The organism is Marivirga sericea (assembly GCF_900177665.1).
Lineage (GTDB): Bacteria > Bacteroidota > Bacteroidia > Cytophagales > Cyclobacteriaceae > Marivirga > Marivirga sericea.
This window is the reverse complement of the sequence record NZ_FXAW01000006.1, coordinates 142,042-163,997: the sequence shown is the minus strand read 5'-3', so window position 1 is coordinate 163,997 and position 21,956 is coordinate 142,042. Positions and strand designations below refer to the sequence as shown.

General features: G+C 36.2%; 18 protein-coding genes. 11 read left to right on the top strand and 7 right to left on the bottom strand.

What is annotated here, in order from left to right; all coding sequences use genetic code 11:
* Positions 1–115 precede the first annotated feature (115 nt).
* The 3 genes from B9Y84_RS14430 to B9Y84_RS14420 all read right to left on the bottom strand — a co-directional run bounded on the left by B9Y84_RS14430 (position 116) and on the right by B9Y84_RS14420 (position 3,002).
* The gene (locus tag B9Y84_RS14430; RefSeq protein ID WP_085518100.1) at positions 116–1,669 is read right to left on the bottom strand and encodes an Rne/Rng family ribonuclease; all 1,554 of its coding nucleotides are present in this window, start codon (positions 1,667–1,669) and stop codon (positions 116–118) included.
* Positions 1,670–1,857: 188 nt separating this feature from the next.
* Positions 1,858–2,694 carry a tetratricopeptide repeat protein gene (locus tag B9Y84_RS14425; RefSeq protein ID WP_085518099.1) on the bottom strand — a complete coding sequence of 279 codons (837 nt, stop codon included), beginning with the start codon at positions 2,692–2,694 and terminating at the stop codon, positions 1,858–1,860.
* 8 nt (positions 2,695–2,702) lie between these two features.
* The gene (locus tag B9Y84_RS14420; protein WP_085518098.1) at positions 2,703–3,002 is read right to left on the bottom strand and encodes an HU family DNA-binding protein; all 300 of its coding nucleotides are present in this window, start codon (positions 3,000–3,002) and stop codon (positions 2,703–2,705) included.
* A gap of 231 nt (positions 3,003–3,233) precedes the next feature.
* Here B9Y84_RS14420 and mutY point away from each other — a divergent pair, with 231 nt between their 5' ends.
* The 4 genes from mutY (at position 3,234) to B9Y84_RS14400 (ending at position 7,180) form a co-directional block, all read left to right on the top strand.
* Positions 3,234–4,280: an A/G-specific adenine glycosylase gene (gene mutY, locus B9Y84_RS14415; RefSeq protein ID WP_085518097.1), complete on the top strand. Its 1,047-nt coding sequence runs from the start codon at positions 3,234–3,236 to the stop codon at positions 4,278–4,280.
* 103 nt (positions 4,281–4,383) lie between these two features.
* Entirely contained in the window at positions 4,384–4,836 is a 453-nt protein-coding gene (locus tag B9Y84_RS14410) for a single-stranded DNA-binding protein (RefSeq protein WP_085518096.1), read from the top strand.
* Between the two features lie 17 nt (positions 4,837–4,853).
* Complete coding sequence (gldE, locus tag B9Y84_RS14405; RefSeq protein WP_085518095.1) at positions 4,854–6,176, top strand: gliding motility-associated protein GldE; 1,323 nt, start codon at positions 4,854–4,856, stop codon at positions 6,174–6,176.
* A gap of 32 nt (positions 6,177–6,208) precedes the next feature.
* Positions 6,209–7,180: a CNNM domain-containing protein gene (locus B9Y84_RS14400; RefSeq protein ID WP_085518094.1), complete on the top strand. Its 972-nt coding sequence runs from the start codon at positions 6,209–6,211 to the stop codon at positions 7,178–7,180.
* Positions 7,181–7,213: 33 nt separating this feature from the next.
* On the opposite strand, the gene B9Y84_RS14395 is transcribed toward B9Y84_RS14400, so the two are convergent.
* Positions 7,214–7,603, bottom strand: a complete 390-nt coding sequence (locus tag B9Y84_RS14395; protein ID WP_085518093.1) for a DUF302 domain-containing protein — start codon at positions 7,601–7,603, stop codon at positions 7,214–7,216.
* A 204-nt stretch (positions 7,604–7,807) separates the two neighbouring features.
* Here B9Y84_RS14395 and uvrB point away from each other — a divergent pair, with 204 nt between their 5' ends.
* A complete protein-coding gene (gene uvrB / locus B9Y84_RS14390) occupies positions 7,808–9,832 on the top strand; it encodes an excinuclease ABC subunit UvrB (protein ID WP_085518092.1) in 2,025 nt (674 codons plus the stop codon).
* Positions 9,833–9,877: 45 nt separating this feature from the next.
* A complete protein-coding gene (locus B9Y84_RS14385; protein WP_176223810.1) occupies positions 9,878–10,648 on the top strand; it encodes a S1/P1 nuclease in 771 nt (256 codons plus the stop codon).
* A 446-nt stretch (positions 10,649–11,094) separates the two neighbouring features.
* On the opposite strand, the gene B9Y84_RS14380 is transcribed toward B9Y84_RS14385, so the two are convergent.
* From B9Y84_RS14380 to serS, 3 genes are all read right to left on the bottom strand, one after another.
* Positions 11,095–12,618, bottom strand: coding sequence for a glycoside hydrolase family 32 protein (locus B9Y84_RS14380; protein WP_085518090.1), 1,524 nt, complete (start codon positions 12,616–12,618; stop codon positions 11,095–11,097).
* A 104-nt stretch (positions 12,619–12,722) separates the two neighbouring features.
* Positions 12,723–13,703: a YpdA family putative bacillithiol disulfide reductase gene (locus B9Y84_RS14375; RefSeq protein ID WP_085518089.1), complete on the bottom strand. Its 981-nt coding sequence runs from the start codon at positions 13,701–13,703 to the stop codon at positions 12,723–12,725.
* 187 nt (positions 13,704–13,890) lie between these two features.
* A complete protein-coding gene (serS, locus tag B9Y84_RS14370; protein WP_085518088.1) occupies positions 13,891–15,165 on the bottom strand; it encodes a serine--tRNA ligase in 1,275 nt (424 codons plus the stop codon).
* A 252-nt stretch (positions 15,166–15,417) separates the two neighbouring features.
* Here serS and rho point away from each other — a divergent pair, with 252 nt between their 5' ends.
* From rho to atpD, 5 genes are all read left to right on the top strand, one after another.
* Positions 15,418–17,025 (top strand): transcription termination factor Rho, encoded by a 1,608-nt coding sequence (gene rho / locus B9Y84_RS14365; protein WP_085518087.1) that lies wholly within the window; start codon positions 15,418–15,420, stop codon positions 17,023–17,025.
* Positions 17,018–18,160, top strand: a complete 1,143-nt coding sequence (gene corA, locus B9Y84_RS14360) for a magnesium/cobalt transporter CorA (protein ID WP_085518086.1) — start codon at positions 17,018–17,020, stop codon at positions 18,158–18,160. The genes rho and corA overlap by 8 nt, the downstream gene beginning before the upstream one ends.
* 45 nt (positions 18,161–18,205) lie before the next feature.
* On the top strand, positions 18,206–18,916 hold the full coding sequence (locus B9Y84_RS14355) for an SAM-dependent methyltransferase (protein ID WP_085518085.1): 711 nt from the start codon (positions 18,206–18,208) through the stop codon (positions 18,914–18,916).
* Between the two features lie 82 nt (positions 18,917–18,998).
* Positions 18,999–20,255: a methionine adenosyltransferase gene (metK, locus tag B9Y84_RS14350; protein WP_085518084.1), complete on the top strand. Its 1,257-nt coding sequence runs from the start codon at positions 18,999–19,001 to the stop codon at positions 20,253–20,255.
* A 188-nt stretch (positions 20,256–20,443) separates the two neighbouring features.
* Positions 20,444–21,952 (top strand): F0F1 ATP synthase subunit beta, encoded by a 1,509-nt coding sequence (gene atpD / locus B9Y84_RS14345; RefSeq protein WP_085518083.1) that lies wholly within the window; start codon positions 20,444–20,446, stop codon positions 21,950–21,952.
* The last annotated feature ends 4 nt before the right edge of the window (positions 21,953–21,956 follow it).

Sequence of the window (21,956 nt, the reverse complement as noted above, 5' to 3'; positions counted from 1 at the left end):
AAATCAGCTCGAAAAATATATTAGATAAACAGTTATTTGGCTTCGATATAATATAAAAAAAATAGCCCATGCTTATTTAAAACAAGGGCTATTAATAAAATACAATTTCTATCTACTACTCCATTTCGATAAGTTCCTGATTTGCATTCATATAATGGTATTCTGTAAGAGCTAACGAGCTATCTTGTATCAATTTAATCCATTTCCCGTATTTGAAAAACCATTTTACACGTAAAGAAATAATTCCTTTCGTGTAGTATGAATACAAAAATGGGTGAATTGCAAGACTAAGCGATTTTTCATTTTGCTTTGTCAATAAATAGTCCAAATCTTGCTCTATTTTATCTGTAACCAAAATAGAAGCTGTTATTTTACCAGTTCCATTACAAGTTGGGCAATTTTCTTTAGTGACAATATTCATTTCAGGCCTTACCCTTTGTCGGGTTACCTGCATTAATCCAAACTTCGATAAAGGCAGAACAGTATGCTTAGAGCGATCTGTTTCCATAAAATCCTTCATCTTTTTGAATAAGAGTTTCTTATTGTCTGGATTTTTCATGTCGATAAAATCGACCACTATTATACCACCCATATCCCTTAATCGTAACTGCCTCGCAATTTCCTTTGCAGCTTCAAGATTAGTATTTAAGGCTGTATCCTCCTGACTTTCTTCGTTATTAGATTTGTTTCCGCTATTAACATCAACAACGTGTAATGCTTCAGTATGCTCAATAATGAGGTAACCTCCACCTTTAATATTAACAGATTGTCCAAATAAAGATTTTAGCTGCCTTTCGATACCGAAATGTTCGAAAATTTTATTCTTTCCCGAATAAAGCTTCAAAATCTTTTCCTTACTGGGATCTATTTTCTGAATGTAAGTCTGAATTTCGTTGAACGTTTCTTCATCATCCACATGGATGTTGTCGAAAGATTCATTCATCATATCTCTCAAAATAGAAGAAGCCCTTCCTACTTCACCGATAATTTTATCTTTCGGCTTGGCATCTTTAAGCTTTTTAACTCCATTCTCCCAAGTTTCTAATAAATTTCTTAGATCAGTATCCAGTTCTGCTACCTCTTTTCCTTCAGCAACAGTGCGTATAATGACGCCAAAGTTTTCCGGCTTAATGGAAGAGATTAATCTGGTGAGTCTTTTACGTTCCTCACTAGTTGATATCTTTTTGGATATGCTTATTCCATTGGCAAATGGTACTAATACCAAATACCTTCCTGCTAGTGACAACTCGCATGATAGTCTTGGCCCTTTCGTAGAAATAGGTTCTTTAATAACCTGAACCAACACCTGCTTGTTCTTAGAGAGCACTTGGGAGATTTTTCCTAATTTGTCAATCTCCGGCTCTAATTTGAACTTACTTAATTTGTATGAGGTGTTATTACGAGTAGTGGCAAATTTAGTATATTTTAAAAGTGAGTTTATTTTCGGTCCAAGATCATGATAATGCAAAAACGCATCTTTTTCATAACCTACATCCACGAATGCAGCGTTTAAGCCTTGCATCACTTTGCGGACGTTCCCTAAATAAATATCACCTACACTAAACTGCTCTTCTTCATTATCATGATGAATCTCAATAAGATTCCTATCATTAAGAAGGGCAATACGACTGCCATTTTGAGTTGAATTAATAATTAATTCATTGCTCAAAGCTCTATAAGTTTAAGTGAAAAACTAAAAAATTCTCTTGATATAAGACAACCAAGAAGTACTAATTACTTCTTGGTCTTGTGTCTATTCTTTCTTAGTCTTTTCTTTCTCTTATGAGTTGAAATCTTGTGTCTTTTTCTTTTTTTACCGCAAGGCATAATTTTAAAATTTTTTGTTAAACAATTTTATTATAATTCATTCAAGTAACTTTCAACAGCTGCTAACAGTTGTTCATCATTACTTTTATTTTTAATTTCTGTGAATAACTTCCTGGCTTTTACTTTTTGTCCATTATTCATCAAACTCAATGCTAAATAAAACTCAGCCTGTATATTATCAGGATGATGTAAGAGTAGCTTCTCGAACCGCTCAATCGCTTTACTATATTGGCCTGACTGTATAGAAAGAATTCCTAAATTAAAAAGTGCTTCTTCATTATTAGGGTCTTCTTCTACAACTTCTAACAACATCGAAATCCCTTGCATGGGATTATCTGATGAAACGTAAGTCATTGCTAATTTGATTTTAGCACTGTTGTTAGCGGGATCTCCATTTAATACTTTTTGCAAATATTCTCTGGTTTTCACTGCTAACCTTTTTGCTTTATCAACATCAGCGGCAAAACTGAAAGCTTCATAATAGGCATTTCCTATTAATTCATTATCTTCTTTCGATAACTCGACATATTTAGCAGCACTATCTAATCTGTTTAGATTTCGATAAACGCTTGCTAAAGAATCGGCAAATATAGCACTATTTTCTTGATTCTTTGCTAGTTCATAACTATTTCTTAGCCTTACAATGTCTTGTCTGATCTCTTCGGGGATTTTGCCTGAATGAGATTCGGACATTATTTCATCAGCTGAAGTGCTTGCTTGTTGCTCTGAGCTAGAATCTAACGCGGGTGCTTCTGACCCCTTGTCAATACTTTCGTTCTCGTTGTCAACTACTACTTTCGGTAAGCTGAAAAATACAGCTATGAGAGCAATTGCAATAACGATTAATATGATTCGGGACTTAAGCATGCCAGGATTTATACTTCTTCAGTGATTTTATTTGAGGTTTTGATTTTCTCCACAAAAACTTTTGAGGGTTTAAAACTAGGTACATAATGTTCATCTATTACGATAGCGGTATTCTTGGAAATATTTCTAGCAATTTTCTTTGCTCTCTTTTTATTCACAAAACTACCAAAGCCTCTCACATAAATATTTTCACCATCAGCCATTGAGTCCTTCACAACAGAGAAGAATGCTTCTACTGTAGCGGTTACATCTGCTTTGTCTATACCTGTTTTTTCAGAAATTTCTGATATAACGTCTGCTTTAGTCACGCTTGTTTATATTTAAAATTATTAAAAAAATTCTCCCGTTCATTTTGGGTCTGCAAAGGTAACCTTACATTTTTGAATTTAAAAGTAAAATCTTTTAAAGATATGTAAGCTTTAAATCGATATTTCATATTTAACTTTTTAATTATCAACAATTTATGCAAAAACTTATTAATAACTTCATCTTTATATTTTTTATTTATTTAATTTAAGATTACCCATATTTGCATTTATATGACGCAAAGCTTCTCAAACCGACTTATCTCATGGTACAAGATTAATAAAAGAGACCTACCTTGGAGAAATACTTCGGATCCCTATAAAATATGGCTCTCAGAAATCATTCTTCAGCAAACGAGAGTTAATCAAGGATTGCCGTACTTTGATAAATTTGTCAGCCATTATCCAACTGTTTATGCTTTAGCGAATGCTCCTGAAGATCAAGTTATGAGATTGTGGCAAGGGTTGGGGTACTATTCTCGTGCAAGAAATCTTCATGAGTGCGCAAAATCAATTGTTAATGACTACGATGGAAAGTTTCCAAAATCATATCAAGAACTTCAGAAATTAAAAGGTATTGGAAAATATACGGCAGCGGCAATAGCCTCTTTTGCGTTCGATGAGTCAGTGCCCGTTGTAGACGGCAACGTTTTTAGGGTCCTTGCAAGGTATTTTGATATATCAGATGATATAGCTCAACCGAAAAGCTTCGGCACTTTTTTCAATATTGCCAGCGAAATCATTCCAAAAGATGAAGCTTCTAATTTCAATCAGGCCATAATGGAATTAGGAGCAACAATTTGTACTCCGAAGAAATTTGATTGTGAAAATTGTCCGCTTTCAGAAGATTGTATAGCAAGAATACAGCATAGGCAATCAGAATTACCCATTAAGAAAAAGAAAATCAAGATCAAAAACAGGTATCTCTATTATTTGATATGGCAGAAGGACGAGAAATTAGCTATGAAGAAGAGAGGCCCAAATGATATTTGGCAAGGTTTATTTGATTTTGATTTAATAGAAACAAATAACTCCTTATCAACAGAAGAGATTTTTGAAAAAGTTAGTGAAAAATATTTTAATGCGGAAGTAGCGGAAATATCTGAGCCCATCAAACATATACTTTCACATCAGCGACTGGAAGCAGTTTTTGTGGAGTTAAATTCATTCAAAGAGAATACCGTAGAAGACCATAGATTAAAGTATTATACTAAACAAGAGGTTGAAGAACTTCCAAAGCCCAGATTGATCGAGAATTATTTGACAAGCAAAGATTTTTAGGTAAATTTATACCTGAAGATTTAACTGCTTGGAAAATATTTCCCGCTAAAAAGCAGTTTGCTTCAACTATTAACTGTAATTTTGAACTAAAACTTTTTAACTTATGGCAGGAGTAAACAAAGTCATTTTGATTGGAAATTTGGGTAAAGACCCAGAAGTAAGACATTTAGACAATGGAGCATCCGTTGCAAATTTTTCAATAGCCACAACCGAAACCTATAAAGACAGAAATTCAGGAGAGCGAGTTGACCAAACGGAATGGCACAATATTGTGCTTTGGAGGGGTTTGGCTGAGGTAGCTGAAAAATATTTGAAAAAAGGAGATAGCGTTTTCATCGAAGGAAAACTTAGAACCCGATCGTGGGAAAAAGATGGCGTAACTCGATATACTACAGAAGTTGTAGGTGACCAAATGACCATGCTCGGTGGAAAGAAAAGTGGAGATGACGCTGGTCAGTCATCCAATTACTCAGGAAATCAATCCAGTAGTCAAGGTACTGCGGCAGCCAGTCAAACGCCGGATACCAATAGCGAAATGGATGATTTACCATTTTAAATAAATAAATATAAAAATTGGAAGACCCTTCCCCTAGTATATTTTTATTAGCAAGCATAGCCGAAAATGGCAATCATTGGTTTTACATCATCAATAGTTTATTGATGATGTTTTTACTTTTGATGTCGGCACTTGTATCAGGCTCCGAAGTTGCATTCTTTTCTCTATCGCATGACGATTTAGCCAAATGCAAAACGAGCAGCCAGCCTAAAGAGCAGACTATTCTGGAGTTGCTTAAAAACCCCAAACGTTTGCTAGCAACTATTCTTATCCTTAACAATTTTATTAATGTAGGAATTGTAACACTTTCAACTTACGTAACCTGGGAGATCGTAGGTACTAAAGAAACGGAAGGTTTACTAGTTGTAACTTTAACCGCTATTATCACATTCCTGATCGTTTTCTATGGCGAGATTGTTCCTAAAGTGTATGCTAATCAAAATAATTTAAGCTTTGCTTCCAGAATGGCCCTTCCTTTGAATTTCTCAGCTAAGATTTTCAGCCCCTTATCAATATCATTGATGAGTTTAAGTAACATTATCGAAAAAAGAGTTGAGCAAAAAGGGTTCAGTGTCTCTATTGATGAATTACATCATGCTTTAGAGATTACTGCAGATAAAGACACTACAGAAGAAGAAAAAGGTATCTTGAAAGGTATCGTAAATTTTGGTACGCTCTCTGTTCGCCAGGTAATGAAATCTCGTTTGGACATAACTGCCTTCGACATTGAAGACGATTACCATAAATTGATGGATCAAATCAACAAAAATGGTTTTAGTAGAATTCCCGTTTACCGTGATACTATAGACAAAATTGAAGGTATTCTTTATGTAAAGGATTTATTACCCTACATTGAGAAGGAAGATAATTTCGAATGGCAAACACTTTTAAGGCCTGGTTTTTTTGTTCCAGAATCCAAGAAAGTTGATAGCTTGTTAAAGGACTTTCAAGAAAAAAGAGTTCACATGGCTATAGTAGTAGATGAGTACGGTGGCACTTCAGGACTAATTACCTTAGAAGATGTGATTGAGGAAATTGTAGGAGAGATCAATGATGAGTTTGATGAGGATATTGATGTCGCCTACAATAAGTTAGATGACTACACTTATATTTTTGAAGGTAGAACCTCCCTGAACGATTTTTGTAAAATTATTAATGAAGAACCCAGCACCTTTGAAGAAGTAAAAGGAGAAAGTGAATCCCTCGGAGGATTGATCTTAGAAATCAATAGCAAATTGCCTCGAACTGGAGAGAAGATAAAATTCAACAATTTTACTTTTACGGTAGTGGCAGTAGACCAAAAAAGAATCAAAAGAGTTAGAGTATTTACTAAGAAGTAGTAATTCTCTTATTGAAAACTAAATAGATTCCTATGCTTGTTTTCGTATTAAGCACATTTGTAGCAGTATTTGTATCCTTTTTATGTTCTATGGCTGAAGCAGTCTTGCTCAGTGTAGATAAAGTAAAAATAGAAACTGATAAAGAAAAAGGTTTGACTTATGCTAGGATTATGCATAAACTCAAATCCAATATTGATAGGCCAATCTCTGCTATTCTTATCTTAAATACCATTGCCCATACTGGTGGTGCAACTATTGCAGGTAGTGCTTTTGACGCTCTATACGGTGAAAAATACATTTGGATTTTCTCAGTAATTTTTACGATTGTCATTCTTTTTGGAACGGAGATTCTTCCTAAAGTGATTGGAGTAAATAAATCCAACTTAATCTCAAGAAAGATGGCCTGGCCTCTTCAGCTCCTTATTAAAATTCTGCACCCTTTTATTTTAGTGACGCAGGCATTTACTAAACTACTAGTGGGAAAAAGAAAAAAGAGCAGTCCCTACAGCCTTGATGATATTCGAACAATTGCAAGAATGGCAAAAATGGAGAAGATCATCGATACTGACCAAGAGAATATCATTATCAATACTTCAACTTTAAAAAAACGATTTGTAAAAGAAATCATGTTACCTGTTGAAAAGATCATCTTTTTCAAGGAGAATATAAGCTTTGATAAATACTTTAATCTAGCTAGTAGACATAAGCACACGCGTTATCCTATAAGCCGTACTGATTCTATTGAAGAGGTGTATGGGTACATCAATTTTAAGGAAATTGCGCTCAATGAGAGAGAAGATTCTGAGAATCGTCTTACTGAATTTATAAGGCCTATTATTTTTATAAACGAAAACACGCCTATCATTACGCTTTTAAAAAAAATGAACGAGAATAGATTTCATATCTCTATGGTCAAATCCAATGATGATAAGATTCTTGGCATGATTACCTTAGAAAATCTGGTAGAAACTATAGTAGGTGATATTGAAGATGAATTTGATTAAAGGGCAACATTTCTGCTGCCCTAGTTCATAATATCAGATTGCTTTTAAAACATTTTTAAGCATTTCATTTACTTCTTCAGCATGCTGCACTATTTCCTCATTTTCCACTACACCCATAGCGGCTGCAGGATCAATAGCAGAAACTTCGATTTCTCCACTTTCCATTTCCCGAATTGTTACATTGCAAGGCAGCATAGTGCTGATATGAGGCTCAATTGAAACTACTTTGTCTGCATAAGTGGGGTTGCACGCTCCCAAAATCACATGAGGCAAATAGTCCTTGTTCAATTTCTTCTTCATTGTGGCTTTAAAATCTATTTCGGTTAAGACGCCAAAACCATTATCTTTTAGCGCTACTTCTACAGCATTTCTTACTGTCTCAAAAGATTTTCCTTTAACTATTTTAGAGTGATAGTAATTCATTTCTACTTGTTTTTGTCTTCTTTTTTAAAACGGTTATAAATCTAGTAAGATTAGGTTATTACTGTATTTTCTGAAACACAAGAGCCATGTGTAATAATAGTTACATATATTACTTCTAATCACATTTCGGATGTGCAATTATTACCCTGAATTCTGTTTATATTTGTTCTCAAACATTTTCCAACTTAATCGTTTGTTGTAAGTATGGATTTTAAAATCATAAGTGAATACCAGCCAACGGGTGATCAACCGAAAGCAATTAATGAACTACAAAAAGGAGTTGAAGAAGGGGAACAAGATCAAGTACTTTTAGGGGTAACTGGGTCAGGAAAAACTTTTACGATAGCGAACTTAGTAGAGCGAGTCCAAAAGCCTACTCTAGTTCTTAGTCACAATAAAACACTTGCTGCCCAGCTTTATGGTGAATTCAAGCAGTTTTTTCCTGAAAATGCGGTTGAATATTTTATTTCTTACTATGATTATTATCAGCCTGAAGCATTTATTCCTTCAAGCAATGTTTATATAGAAAAGGATCTCTCTATTAATGAAGAAATTGAAAAACTAAGGTTAAGTGCTACTTCTGCCTTATTATCTGGTCGAAGAGACGTAATTGTTGTGGCCTCGGTTTCATGTATTTATGGTATAGGAAATCCGGAAGAATTCGGTAAAAATATTATTCGTCTACAACAAGGTGATAAAGTGCCTCGAAATCAACTCTTATTTGCTTTTGTGGATATTCTCTATAATAGAACAACAGCAGAATTCAAGAGGGGGACTTTCAGAGTAAAGGGAGATACAGTTGATATTTTTGTGGCTTATGCAGATTTTGCTTACCGAATTATGTTCTGGGGAGATGAAATAGAGTCTATACAACGAATAGACCCCGAGTCTGGGAAAAAGATATCTGAAGAAAAAATTATAAGTATTTTCCCTGCTAACCTTTTTGTGACTGGAAAAGATGTTCTGCACCAAGCCATCAAAGAAATTCAAAACGATATGGTAGAACAGGTCAAGTTTTTTGAAAGAGATGGTCGGTTCTTAGAAGCCAAGCGTCTTCAAGAAAGAACTGAATTTGATATTGAAATGATGAGGGAATTAGGGTACTGTTCTGGTGTTGAGAATTACTCTCGCTACTTTGATCGAAGAACTCCAGGCTCTAGACCTTTCTGTTTGTTAGATTATTTCCCTGATGATTATTTGATGGTGATTGATGAAAGTCATGTCACCGTTCCGCAAGTGAGAGCCATGTATGGTGGAGACAGAGCTAGAAAAATCAATCTGGTGGATTATGGATATAGGCTTCCTTCTGCAATGGATAATAGACCATTACAATTTGATGAATTTGAAAATTTGATAGGGCAAACTATCTATGTAAGCGCCACTCCTGCTGAATATGAGTTGCGGAAAACAGAAGGAACCGTAGTGGAACAAGTGATTCGTCCGACAGGCTTACTAGACCCCGAAATTGATGTTCGGCCAAGTGGAAATCAAATCGATGATTTATTGGAGGAGATCGATGAAAGAGTAAAGCTAAATGAGCGCGTATTATGCACTACTTTAACCAAAAGAATGGCAGAAGAACTGCACAAATTCTTGGGCAGAGCAGGCGTTAAGTCTCGTTACATTCATTCCGAGGTAGATACTTTAGATCGAGTTGAAATTCTCAGAGATTTGAGATTAGGTGAATTTGATGTGTTGGTTGGAGTAAATCTACTTAGAGAAGGCTTAGACTTACCAGAAGTTTCGCTCGTGGCAATTTTAGATGCAGATAAGGAAGGCTTTTTAAGGAACCAGCGTTCATTAGTTCAAACCATTGGTAGAGCTGCCAGAAATGAAAAAGGAAAAGTAATCATGTATGCTGATAAGATGACGGCTTCTATGGAGCAAGCAATAGATGAAACGAATCGTAGAAGAGCGATTCAAAAAGCGTATAATGATGAACATGGAATCACCCCGAAAACCGTTTTTAAATCTAGAGAAAGTATTTTAGGGCAAACTGTTGCAGTTGATTCTAAAAAGACCTCACAACAGAAATATTATGCTGGAATCGAAGAAACCTCGGTGGCTGCTGATCCTGTGGTTCAATATATGGATAAGCCAGCACTAAATAAAATGATTACAGCAACGAAGAAGAAAATGGAGAAAGCAGCAAAAGATCTCGATTTTATAGAAGCAGCTAGGCTAAGAGATGAATGGCAAGAACTCCAGAAATTACGAGACAAAAAATAACCTTTCGGTATTACTAAAAGACTATATTTGCAAAAATTTAAAAATATGAAGATCAGATTTATAAGCACTTTTATTTTATGTATTTTCACTCTGTCTCAAGCTTTAGCGTGGGGTCAAACAGGCCACAGAGCTGTTGGTGAAGTGGCTTCCTTCTATTTGAAAAGAAAAGTTGAAAAGAAAGTAAGTGAGATATTGAATAGAGAATCCATAGCGGTAGCTAGTGTTTGGATGGACAACATTAAATCAGAAGATAGCTGGGACTATGCTAAACCCTGGCATTATGTGACCATTCCAGATGGGATGACTTACGAAGAAACAGAGAAAAGTGCCGATGGTGACATCATCATGAAGATTGAAGAAATCATCAAAGAATTGAAGGCAGGAAATTTAAGTGCCCAAGAAGAGCAAAATAAGCTGAAAATGCTGATCCATCTAGTGGGAGATATACATCAGCCGTGCCATGTAGGAAATGGGGAAGATATGGGAGGCAATGCCATTAAACTAAAATGGTTTGGTAAAAACTCTAATCTGCACCGCGTTTGGGACAGCGAAATGATCGACTCGAAAGCATTTAGCTATACCGAATTAGCCAATATGGTTAACATCACCACCAAAGAAGAAGTAAAAGCTTTGCAAAGCAATACGATTGACGATTGGTACAAAGAAGCTATGGGTTTGAGAGATCAAGTATATGCTTTACCAGAGGATATGTATATTGGGTATGAATACAGCTATAAAAATTGGGACACCGTACAAGTTCAAATTAAAAAGGCAGGCATTAGATTAGCAGGTCTTTTGAACGAGATTTACGGATAAACAGGAATATTAAATACCTAAAAATGTAATTAAAAAGGGTTGAGAAAGTATAATTTCTTAACCCTTTTTGCTTTTATGAAGTAAACTGATTTCAAAATCCTGTTTCCCTTGCGAACCACGCAGTGAGTTTAACATAAAAATGAAACTTATTAACTAAGGGACCCTACCAATTCAGAGGGAAGAGTCAAAGAGCGCTAGCCGTTGAAGAACAGAAAAATTTGAGAAAACTCACTCGGCTCCATCGAAAACATAAAACGCAGTAATATCCTTTGAGAAGATTTATGCCCCATACTAAGATGATAAAAAGGCAATCAATCAAATAATAAGATTAGCTCGTTTAATTAGATTTTCTTTTCATGCGTATACCTTGCCAGCCCTATTTTGTCTTTTGGTTGTGACCTAGAGAAGATTACAGCTTAGATTATTACTGTTTTACTCTTTTTATTTTACCAGATTGAATGGAAATCAGCAGCTTGTATATCTGCTGTCATGCTATGGTTTGATGTTACTCTGATCCTATTCAAGTCTTTCTCGCTAAAATAGAGAGCCGACATCACTAACTCTCCTTCATTAATAAAAATTTCCACGGAGGAGGCGTCTTTATAGATCTCTATTTTTAATTTATCTGAACTGACATTCATCGGTGCTTTTTGAACAGATTTAAATTTTTCTGAAAAACTATGGTTATCAATCAGTGACCGATCTATTGAAACTATATTCTCTGCGAAGTCAAGGTTAAACAATAATTCTTCTCCCTCGTCATTGAAGAAGTCGAATCTAATTAATTGATTATCAGAGCGATTGTTCTTAAAAGAAAACTCAGTCCATTCTGAAGCCTGCTGTAGCAGAAAAGAATCTTGTCCTATCAATTCCCAATTGTGGGATTTTTTTTGCAATAGGTTTTTATAGTTTTCTACAGGACTATTAAGTAATCGAAGCTTACCGTCTATTTCTGATAAAGACAGTTCTCTTGCAATTGTCATCGCACTTCTCCAGTTATCAGTTGGTACTATGTTTGCATATTGCCAATTGCTCATCCAACCTAAAAATAGCTGTTTATCATTTACGTTTGACCAAGTCACCCCCGCATAATTGTCAGTGCCGTAATCGACCCAAAGTGTTTCTTCTTGTTCTGTGGTAAATTCTTTCCCATCAAAATCTCCAATAAAGTACTGAGTAGCTGAACCACCGTTTGGACCTCCCGGATTAATACTCACAAGCAATATCCACTTTTCTTCGCCCGCAAAATCAAGAGGGAATAGGTCTGGACATTCCCAAACTCCACCGTGTGCTCCTAATGCTTGTCCAAAATCACTCTCAAAGGTCCAGTTTAGTAAATCAGGTGAAGAGTAGAAACTAATCTTATCCTTAACTGCAAGCGACATTATCCATTTTTGACTTTCACTGTGCCAACTTACTTTTGGGTCTCTAAAATCTTTTATACCTGGGTTCTTCAGGACTGGATTACCTTCATATTTTTGCCAATTTCTTCCGCTATCAATACTATATGCGATTCCTTGAGTTTGAAATTTATCGCTACCTGCCTTTTCCATCTCCGCATTATGATAAGTATAAATGGCCACTAAAGGCGGATTGTTTTCAGTCCCCAATCCTGATGTATTTTTTTGATCTAGGACCGCACTTCCGCTAAAAATTGTCCCTAAGCTATCAGGGTAAATTGCGATTGGTAAATGTTCCCAATTCACTAGATCCTCGCTTACAGCATGCCCCCAGTGCATCGGACCCCAGACAGTCGAATCGGGGTTATGCTGGTAAAATAAATGATATTCACCCGCATAATACACCATGCCGTTAGGGTCGTTCATCCATCCGGAAGGTGGTGTGAAATGATATTGAGGTCTATATTTTTCTTGGTACCTAGTTGGCTCGCCTTTCTCTTCTTTGTTTTCAATCTCTGTGCAAGAGATGGTAAAAATTAAGACAAATAAGATGTAGAAGTATTTTGGCATATGCTTAGAAAAGTCTCAGAATTAAATGATAGAGTAAATATAAACATTTAAAACTGTTTAGGAAATAGTTCTAAAATACCAGTTATTAGATACTGTTTCAAGATTTAGATGGCTGCAAATCGTTTACTCTTTATGTCTTCCATGATCAAATCTGCGTGAACTCTGCTGTTTTCGATAAACCATTTATTGGTTTCCATGCCACCGCAGATAACCCCGGCTAGATAAATTCCCTCCACATTGGTCTCCATACTTTCAGCATCATACACTGGTGCAAAAGGTGGTTCCGCTATTTTCTCAACTCCCATTTCATTTAAGAAATCATAATTGGGCTCATAGCCTGTCATAGCTAATACAAAGTCATTTTCGATAGTTTTATCTCCCACAGGTGTTTTGATGTCTATCTGATTTTCTCTAATAGAAGTTATTTCACTTTCGAAATACGCTTTAATACTGCCTTCTTTAATTCGATTTTCAATATCAGGTTTCACCCAATATTTGACGGTTTTACGGATTTCTTCTTCTCTAATCACCATAGTAACTTCTTTCGCACCTTTTCTATAACATTCCAAGGCAGCATCTACCGCAGAATTAGCAGCCCCAACAATGGCTAATCTCATGTCATAATAAGGATGTGCCTCTTTATAATAATGTGATACTTTTGGCAAATCTTCTCCTTGAATTCCTAATTTATGGGGTAAATCGTAAAAGCCAGTAGCTACAATGATATTCTGCGCCAATAGATCGAATTTCTCAGTCCTTATCCTAAAGCCGTTTTCATTTTTATCCACGTTCTTAACGGGATTATATAAAGATGTATTGAGTCTATGTGAACTTGCTACTCTCCTATAATATTCCAATGCTTCCATCCTCGTAGGCTTCGGATTATGCGAGATAAAAGGAACTCCACCAATTTCTAATTTGTCAGAAGTACTGAAGAAAGTCATCCCATAAGGATAATGATACAGAGAGTTGACTAAAGTGCCTTTATCTACTATTAAGTAAGAAAGCCCTTCTGACTCTGCTTGAATTCCGCAAGCCAAGCCGATAGGCCCCGCTCCGATTATTAGAACATCTACGTTTTGCATCTTAATTAGTCAATTGAATTATAATCAATACTTAATTAATACGTGAAGTGTCCCTAAGGTTTAGGAAAACTAGATGTTTTTAGAAAATGAAGGTTTCACGTTCTTTTAAATAATTCATTTTAAACTTTTGACATGAATTAAACGCTTAAACCTAAAAGGTCTGAGTTCCTTCTGAATGAATCCTAAATTAATCAATCCATTCAAAACCCGTGTAAGATTGTAAGATTTTAGGCACTCGAATCCCTTTCTCTGATTGATTATTCTCCAATATGGCAGCTAAGATTCTTGGGAAGGCTAGTGCACTACCATTTAAAGTGTGCAACAAATGTTTTTTCTTATCCGCATCTTTGTAACGCAATTTTAATCGGTTAGACTGATAAGTTTCAAAATTAGAAACCGAACTAACCTCTAGCCACTTTTCTTGTGCGGCAGACCAAACTTCCATATCATAAGTTAAAGCTGCTGTGAAACCCAAATCTCCTCCGCATAATCTTAAAACTCTATACGGTAACTCTAATTTCTTTAGCAAGCTTTGGATATAATTACTCATTTCCGCCAATGCCTCATAGGATTTGTCTGGATGCTGGACCTGCACAATTTCTACTTTATCAAATTGATGTAGACGATTCAAACCCCTTACGTGTGCTCCCCAAGAGCCCGCTTCTTTTCGGAAACAGGGCGTATAAGCTGTTAATTTAATGGGTAAATCTTCTTCGTTTATAATATCACCTCTCAATAGATTAGTAATCGGCACTTCTGCGGTAGGAATAAGGTATAAATCTGTATCCTCAAGATGATACATTTGACCTTCCTTATCCGGCAATTGACCAGTCCCGATTCCGGATGCTTCATTCACAACAACTGGGGGTTGAATTTCTTTGAAGCCTTGTTTATTTGCTTCATCTAAGAAGAAATTCAATAAAGCTCGCTGCATTCTAGCTCCTTTGCCCTTGTAAACTGGAAAACCCGCTCCTGTGATTTTAATTCCTAAATCAAAATCAATGATATCATACTCTTTAATCAGGTCCCAGTGGGGCTTCTTCCCAGCATACAGATCTGGTTTTTGACCATGTTCAGAAAGAATTTCGTTATCATCCTCACCTTTCCCCTGCTTTACATCCTCATGAGGGATATTTGGGATTTGATAAAGACTATTCGTTAATTCTTTCTCTATCTCCTGAGATTCTTCCTGCAAAATTTTACTGCGTTGCTTCAATTCAGCGGTTTTGGCTTTTACTTCTTCTGCCTCTTGCTTTTTACCCTCTTTCATCAAAATGCCTATGCTTTTGGAAATTTGGTTTGATTCTGCCAAAACTGAGTCTAATTCAGTTTGCAACGCTTTCCTTCTGTCATCTAAAGCAATTACGCCATCGATTAAAGATTCTGCATTATCAATATTCCTTTTTAATAAGCCTTTTACTGCATTGGCTTTATCTTCCCGCAAATTTGCAACTTGTAACATTTTTAAAAATTTTTGGCAAAATAAGCTATTTTTAACCGTATTATAAACAGAAACACATCTTAAATGAGAATTTCTACTTTATATTTCTTAATTTGCTTGACAATTAAAAATGCTTAGCATATCATTGTACTATCTAAAAAGAATATGGGGCAAAGTTCAAATGTCTCGTTCAAAAAAATCCAAAAACATAATATCAAATTTACCATACCAAAAAATCAGGGTCTCAAATCCTGAACAAGTAAAAGTCCCTTTATGTATAACATTGAAGAATTAAACTTAAAGCTACTTTCTGAACTTAAAGAAATAGCAGAAAAACTGGGAGTATCTCAGTACAAGAAATTGCCGAAGAAAGAATTGATTTACAAAATTTTGGATCAACAAGCACTTTTACCTGAAAGTGATTTACCAAAAAAAGAAGAGGAAAAATCAGCTCCAAAAGCAGCTCCGGCCCATAAAAAAGAAGCAGCTCCGAGAGCAAAATCTCCAGAGAAGAAGGAGGAAAAACCACAAGCTAAAGCGCCTAAAAAGGAAGAAAAAGCCGAAGCTAAGCCTGAGAAAAAACCGGAGCAAACTCCAGCTGATCAGTCATCTGATGCAGATGATAAGCAGGAACGCAAGCCTAGACCAGCGCCAAAAGATAAAAGACCAAGGCCTGAGAGAACGGAACGTTCAAATGACAAAGGTGATAGACCCCCTAGACAGGAAAGGAACGAAAATCGTTCGAAAAAAGCAGACATTAAAGATTTCGATGGTATCATTGAAAATGAAGGCGTATTGGAAATGATGCAAGACGGATACGGGTTCTTGCGTTCTTCTGATTACAATTATCTTGCAAGCCCAGATGACATCTACGTTTCTCCATCTCAAATCAAATTATTTGGTTTAAAAACCGGAGACACAGTTAAAGGACAAATTAGACCCCCAAAAGAAGGTGAAAAGTATTTTGCTTTATTAAGGGTATCTTCTGTCAATGGAAAAACTACTGAAGAAATCAGAGACAGAGTTCCTTTTGAATACTTAACTCCACTTTTCCCGGAAGAAAAATTCAACCTAAGCACTAAGCCGAACAAATATTCTACTCGTATATTAGATTTATTTGCGCCAATCGGTAAAGGTCAAAGAGGAATGATTGTTGCTCAGCCTAAAACAGGTAAAACAGAGCTATTGAAAGAAGTGGCAAATGCGATGGCTGAAAATCATCCAGAAGCTTATTTATTAATTTTACTAATCGATGAGCGACCTGAGGAGGTTACTGATATGGCACGTTCTGTAAAAGCAGAAGTGGTAAGTTCTACTTTTGATGAACAAGCTGACCGACATGTGAAGGTGGCGAGCATGGTATTAGAAAAAGCCAAAAGAATGGTGGAGTGTGGTCACGATGTTGTGATTCTTTTAGATTCTATTACACGACTAGCAAGAGCATACAACACTGTCATCCCATCTTCTGGTAAGATTCTATCTGGTGGTGTGGATGCTAATGCATTACATAAGCCTAAAAGATTCTTTGGAGCAGCACGTAACTTAGAAAATGGTGGATCATTAACCATTTTAGCAACTGCTCTAATTGAAACCGGTTCTAAAATGGATGAAGTGATCTTCGAGGAATTCAAAGGTACAGGTAATATGGAATTAGTTTTAGATAGAAAATTAGCTAATAAGCGAATTTTCCCTGCCATTGATGTCCCTGCTTCTGGTACTAGAAGAGAAGATCTATTAATGAGCAAAGAAGAATTGCAAAGAGTTTGGATATTACGTAAATTCATGGCAGACATGAACTCAGGTGAAGCAATGGATCTTTTATTGACGAAAATGAAAGGCACTGTGGATAATGATGAGTTTTTGATTTCCATGAATGGATAAACTCACAAAGAAAATAATAAACTTACCTAAGCGGCTCCTTGTTGAGGAGCCGCTTAACTTATATTCTGGCATCCGTGGGATGTTCGGAGAAAGTGCAAAGACTGCTGGCCTTCCGCCTGGGAGTGCAATTTACACCGGCTTTCGAAAGGATACTCCTTTTAACATTGACCTTTTTGAATTTAGTGAAAATCACCTAGAAGAAAAATCAAATATTTCTTTAGAGGAAGTGATTAACATTCCCCAAGATGGTAAATTCTACTGGGTAAACATTGAAGGTATTCACCATTCTGAAAAGGTGAAAGAAATTTGTGATGCTTTTCAAATCCATCCATTAACGATGGAAGATATTTTATCTGTTGGCCAGCGACCACAGATTGATGATACCGAAAACTATCTCTTTGTAGCGCTAAAAATGTTGCAATTTGATGAAAAGAAAAAGAAAACCCTTAATGAGCAGGTCAGCTTTGTCTTGACCAAAAATCTGCTGATCACTTTTCAGGAAAGAAAAGGAGATACTTTTGAAGCAGTGCGAAACAGATTGAGAGCTGGCAAAGGTCGGATCAGAAGAGAAGGGCTTGATTATCTACTTTACGCACTGATTGATACTGTTGTCGATCATTATTTCATCGTCTTGGAAAAATTCGGAGATATATTAGAAGAGATTGAAGAACGCATAATGTTCCAAGGGCAAAAAAGAGATTTTGACCTACTTTACACTTTAAAGCGAGAGTTAATTCATATTCGGAGGTCTGTTTGGCCATTAAGGGAAGTGATTGTTAAATTGGAAAGGGACGAAATTAAGTTGATCCGAAAATCAACTCGCCTCTTTATTAGAGATGTTTACGACCATACCATCCAAGCAATAGATTCAGTGGAAACCTACCGAGACTTCATTTCTAGTTTAGGAGATTTATATCAGTCAGTTATCAGTAATAAGCTGAATCAAGTAATGAAAACGCTTACTATCTTCTCTGTAATTTTCATCCCGCTTACTTTCATTGCCGGAGTATATGGAATCAATTTTGAAAATGTCCCGGAATTTAAATGGGAATTTGGATATGCTTACTTTTGGTCATTGATAATCGGAATGGCAGTGGTAACGTTGGCGATCTTCAAATATAAAAAGTGGATGTAATAGATGACAACTCTCTAAGGTAGTCCTTTTAATGTATCTAAGCTTATGAAAAAAGGAGTTCTATATTTAATTCCCACAGTGATTGCGCCCAATTCTGAGACAAAAGCATTGTCTCCAGACTTAATCCAACTATGTAATCTTCTAGATTATTACTTGGTGGAGAATGTCAGAACAGCTAGAAGATGTTTGAGTGCAATGAATATTAGTAAACCGATACCTGAGATCAGCTTTCATGAATTGAGCAAGAAAACAGAAGAATCAAAAATTGCAGGTTTAATGCAACCGCTTTTTGAAGGCAAATCTATTGGTATTATGTCAGAAGCTGGTTGCCCCGGCATTGCTGATCCAGGTTCAAAAGCAGTTTCTTACGCTCATGAACATGAGATAAGAGTAGAACCTTGGGTTGGGCCCTCATCCATATTCTTAGCTTTAATGGCCTCAGGCTTCAGTGGTCAATCTTTTGCTTTTTCCGGCTATTTGCCAATCGATAAAAAAGAAAAATCGCAAGTAATTCGGCAGCTCGAACAAAAAGTGTTCAAAACAAGTGAAACGCAGATTTTCATGGAAACCCCTTATCGCAATAATCAATTGGTTGAGGATCTTTTAAAGACCTGTGCCCCTCAAATGAAATTATGTATTGCAAAAAACATTAATGCTGAGGATGAAATAATAAAGACGGATACCATTGAGAACTGGAAAAAGAATAAGCCTGAATTACATAAAGTACCTTGCATTTTTCTTTTAGGCCTCAATTGATCAGTGCCTTATAGAAATCAGAAATAAATTAAAATAATTATAAATAGTCTATTAAATTTGCCCACTGAAAAATTAAAACGTTATGCCATATTTATTTACCTCAGAGTCGGTTTCAGAAGGACATCCTGATAAAGTAGCCGATCAGATTTCTGACGCATTATTAGATAATTTCTTAGCTTTTGACCCACAATCCAAAGTGGCTTGCGAAACCTTGGTAACAACTGGCTTGACAGTATTGAGCGGTGAGGTTCGCAGTAATTCTTATGTAGACGTTCAGCAAGTAGCCAGAGACGTGATCAATAGAATAGGATACACCAAAGGCGAGTATATGTTTGATGGCAACTCTTGTGGAGTTATTTCTACTATTCATGAGCAATCTCAAGATATCAATCAAGGAGTGGATCGAGGTAATCCTGAAGAACAGGGTGCTGGTGATCAAGGTATGATGTTTGGTTATGCAACTAAAGAGACAGAAAATTATATGCCTCTAGCTTTAGATCTTTCTCATAAGATTCTAATGGAATTAGCTAACTTAAGGAGAGAGAATAATGAAATCCAATATCTTAGGCCAGATTCTAAATCTCAGGTTACTATTGAGTATTCTGATGATAATATTCCACAGAGAATAGAAGCTATAGTGGTTTCTACTCAACATGATGGCTTTGATAATGATGATGAAAAGATGTTGACTAAAATCAAAAATGACATCATCAATATTTTAATTCCTAGAGTGAAAGCTCAATTAAAGCCTGAATTACAAAAGCTTTTTAATGATGATATCAAATATCATATAAATCCTACAGGAAAGTTTGTAATTGGTGGGCCTCATGGTGATGCTGGTTTAACAGGAAGAAAAATTATAGTGGATACTTACGGTGGAAAAGGAGCTCACGGTGGTGGAGCTTTTTCTGGAAAGGATCCCTCAAAAGTAGACAGATCTGCAGCTTATGCCACTCGTCATATCGCTAAAAACTTAGTAGCGGCTGGTGTTGCAGATGAAATATTAGTACAAGTTTCTTATGCTATTGGAGTTGTGGAACCTATGGGGATCTATGTTAGTACGTACGGAAGCGCTAATGTAGATATGACAGATGGTGAAATCGCCAAAAAAGTTTCTCAAATATTCGATATGCGTCCTTATGCAATCGAAACCCGATTAAAATTAAGAAATCCAATGTACAGTGAATCTGCTGCTTATGGGCACATGGGAAGAGAACCAAGAACTGAAAAGAAAACTTTTAATGCTAGCAATGGAGATATTTTCTCGAAAGATGTAGAGCTTTTCACTTGGGAGAAATTGGATTATGTTGATAAAGTAAAGGAGGCTTTTGGCTTATAATCAATACTAGAAAAAGCGAACAAAGGCAGGAAAAAATAAAAATTTCAAAATACATCAAGCATTTGACTTCGGAATTTCTAAGTCAACTCAAACCGAAAGCTAAAAATGCTTTGTTATAATTGAATTAAACCTTAGCTTTGCACCCTGAAAGAAGATAGCAATTTTATTTTATTTATAATTATTAAATCATGGCAAATATTGGTAGGATTACCCAAGTAATTGGCCCGGTAGTGGATGTGAGCTTTGAAGCAGAAGGCGCAAAATTACCGAACATCTTTGATGCGTTTACAGTAAAGAAATCTGACGGTTCTGTAATCGTTTTAGAATGTCAGCAACATTTAGGTGAAGACAGGGTAAGAACCATCGCAATGGATGGTACTGAAGGTTTGACAAGAGGTATGGAAGTTGTAGATACTGAGCAACCTATCTCAATGCCTACTGGTGAAGATATCAAAGGAAGGTTGTTTAATGTGATTGGTGATGCCATCGATGGAATTGACCAGCCTGAAGGAAAAACCAGAATGCCTATTCACAGGGACGCTCCACGATTTGAAGATTTGTCTACTTCTTCTGAAGTATTATATACAGGAATTAAAGTTATTGACTTAATTGAGCCTTACTCTAAAGGGGGTAAAATTGGTTTGTTCGGTGGTGCCGGTGTAGGTAAAACCGTTTTGATTCAAGAGTTGATAAACAATATTGCCAAAGGACACGGTGGGTTGTCTGTATTTGCCGGTGTAGGTGAAAGGACTCGTGAAGGAAATGACTTGCTTAGAGAGATGTTAGAATCAGGTATTGTAAAATACGGTGATGAATTCATGCACTCAATGGAAGAAGGCAAATGGGATCTTTCTAAAGTAGATAAAGAAGCCTTAAAGGATTCTAAAGCTACCTTCGTGTTTGGTCAAATGAATGAGCCTCCTGGTGCACGTGCTAGAGTGGCGTTGTCTGGACTGACATTGGCAGAGTATTACCGTGATGGTGATAAAGATAGCAATGAAACAGGAAAAGATATTCTATTCTTTATTGATAATATATTCCGTTTCACTCAAGCGGGTTCTGAGGTTTCTGCCTTATTAGGAAGAATGCCATCTGCTGTAGGTTACCAGCCTACATTGGCCACTGAAATGGGGGCCATGCAGGAAAGAATTACTTCTACTAAAAATGGTTCAATTACTTCTGTTCAGGCCGTTTACGTTCCTGCGGATGATTTAACTGACCCTGCTCCTGCAACGACTTTTGCTCACTTAGATGCTACTACAGTATTATCTCGTAAAATTGCTGAGTTAGGTATATATCCTGCAGTGGATCCATTAGATTCCACTTCAAGAATTTTGGAGAGAAGTATTGTAGGCGATGATCATTATGATTGTGCACAAAGAGTGAAAGAAATTTTGCAGCGATATAAAGAATTGCAAGATATCATTGCAATTTTGGGTATGGACGAATTATCTGAGGATGATAGACAAACTGTTTATAGAGCAAGAAGAGTACAAAGATTCTTGTCACAGCCTTTCCATGTTGCCGAGCAATTTACAGGCTTGAAAGGTACTTTGGTTGATATCAAAGATACGATCAAAGGTTTCAATATGATCATAGACGGTGAGTTAGACCATATTCCAGAGGCGGCTTTCAACTTGAAAGGTACTATTGAAGAAGCTATTGAAGCTGGAGAAAAAATGTTAGCAGAAGCTTAAAATT